We start from the raw sequence: 1,628 nt of genomic DNA on the forward strand, positions 1-1,628 counted from the left end.
GGCTACTTCCCCCTCGCCGCGATTAAAACGCTTTTATCTCGAACAAAATTTAACCTCGAAAGGTCAACACGCCCTAGTGTGAGCAGTCCTTTATTTCGTTTATTGACCAACTGTCATATTCAACTATTTTTTAATTTCGCTCTCGAAATAAATGAACTAATGACTCAGATCAACTTAATTGTGTTCATTTGGTGCTTTTTGTAAAACAAAAGTTGAAAGATTCAAAAATTATTGAATAATGGGCTTAACTAAAATTGAAGTAAACACTTCATCCAATTCGTACTGAAACAGGATCCATATCCAATGTCTAATTCGTTTGTTCTGGTTATTAACTCGGGTAGTTCATCCCTAAAATTTGCTGTTATTGATTCTGTTTCTGGTGAAGCCGTATTGAGTGGCTTAGGGGAGTGTTTTGGTCTTGAAGATGCTCGTATGAGCTGGAAGTATCAAGGTCAGAAAACTGAAATTGCCATTCAAGGTGAAGATAACCACCACAAAATTGCCATTGGCAAACTGGTTGGATTGATGGAAGATCTAGGCTTCACTGCTGATATAGTGGCTATCGGGCACCGTATCGTTCACGGCGGCGAGAAGTTCACTCAAACGGTTCGTATTACTGAAGAAGTAACGAGTGAGATTGAGAGCCTATCTGACCTAGCTCCACTTCATAACCCTGCAGGTGCTATTGGTATCCGCGCTGCGATTGAAGCTTTCCCTTCTTTACCTCAATTTGCTGTATTTGATACGGCTTTCCACCAAACAATGCCACAACGTGCATTTACTGGTGCAATCGCAAAAGAACTATACACAGACTTCGGTGTTCGTCGTTACGGTTTCCACGGTACGAGCCACTACTTCGTTAGCCGTGAAGCTGCGAAAATGGTCAACAAGCCAGTTGAACAAGCTAGCTTCATCTCTGTTCACCTAGGTAACGGTGCATCTGTATGTGCTATCAAAGACGGTAACAGTGTTGATACGTCAATGGGCTTCACACCGCTTTCTGGCCTTATGATGGGCACACGTTGTGGTGACTTAGACCCTGGTATCATCGAGTACCTACTAAAGAAAGGTTGGTCACAAGAGCAAGTATTTAACTCTCTAAACAAGGAGTCTGGCTTCCTTGGCGTGTCTGGTCTAACGAGCGATGCTCGTGGCATTCTAGAAGCGATGGAAGAGGGCCACGAAGGCGCTAAGCTTGCTTTCGAGGTGTTTACTTACCGCGTTGCTAAATACGTTGCTTCTTACCTTGCAACGCTAGACTCTTTAGACGGCATCATCTTCACTGGTGGTATCGGTGAGAACTCTCTACCAATTCGTCGTGAGATCCTAAGCAACCTTAAGATTCTTGGTTTTGTTGAAGACGTAGCAGGCAATGAAGCCGCTCGCTTTGGCGCAGAAGGTATCATCGCTAAATCAGAGATGTTAGACGCAGTAGCAATGGTTATTCCAACGAATGAAGAGTTCGTAATTGCTCAACAGTCGGTAGAGCTTCTGTAATTTAAGTAACTGTTTAAGTAAATATAGACGATTTGAAAGCGAGCCCTGGTGGCTCGCTTTTTTGTTTCTTGTTCGGGGTGATCCGCACCAGCAGTTTTGGACACTGAGTTAAGTGAGTACAATCACTAATG

1 protein-coding gene is annotated in these 1,628 nt (G+C 43.4%); it reads left to right on the plus strand.

Annotated elements, in window-relative coordinates; translation table 11 throughout:
- Nucleotides 1-303: 303 nt before the first annotated feature.
- Entirely contained in the window at nucleotides 304-1,497 is a 1,194-nt protein-coding gene (locus ACED28_RS23155) for an acetate/propionate family kinase (RefSeq protein WP_009844798.1), read from the plus strand.
- The last annotated feature ends 131 nt before the right edge of the window (nucleotides 1,498-1,628 follow it).

It is taken from the genome of Vibrio sp. 1F253 (genome assembly GCF_041439295.1).
Lineage (GTDB): Bacteria > Pseudomonadota > Gammaproteobacteria > Enterobacterales > Vibrionaceae > Vibrio > Vibrio tasmaniensis_A.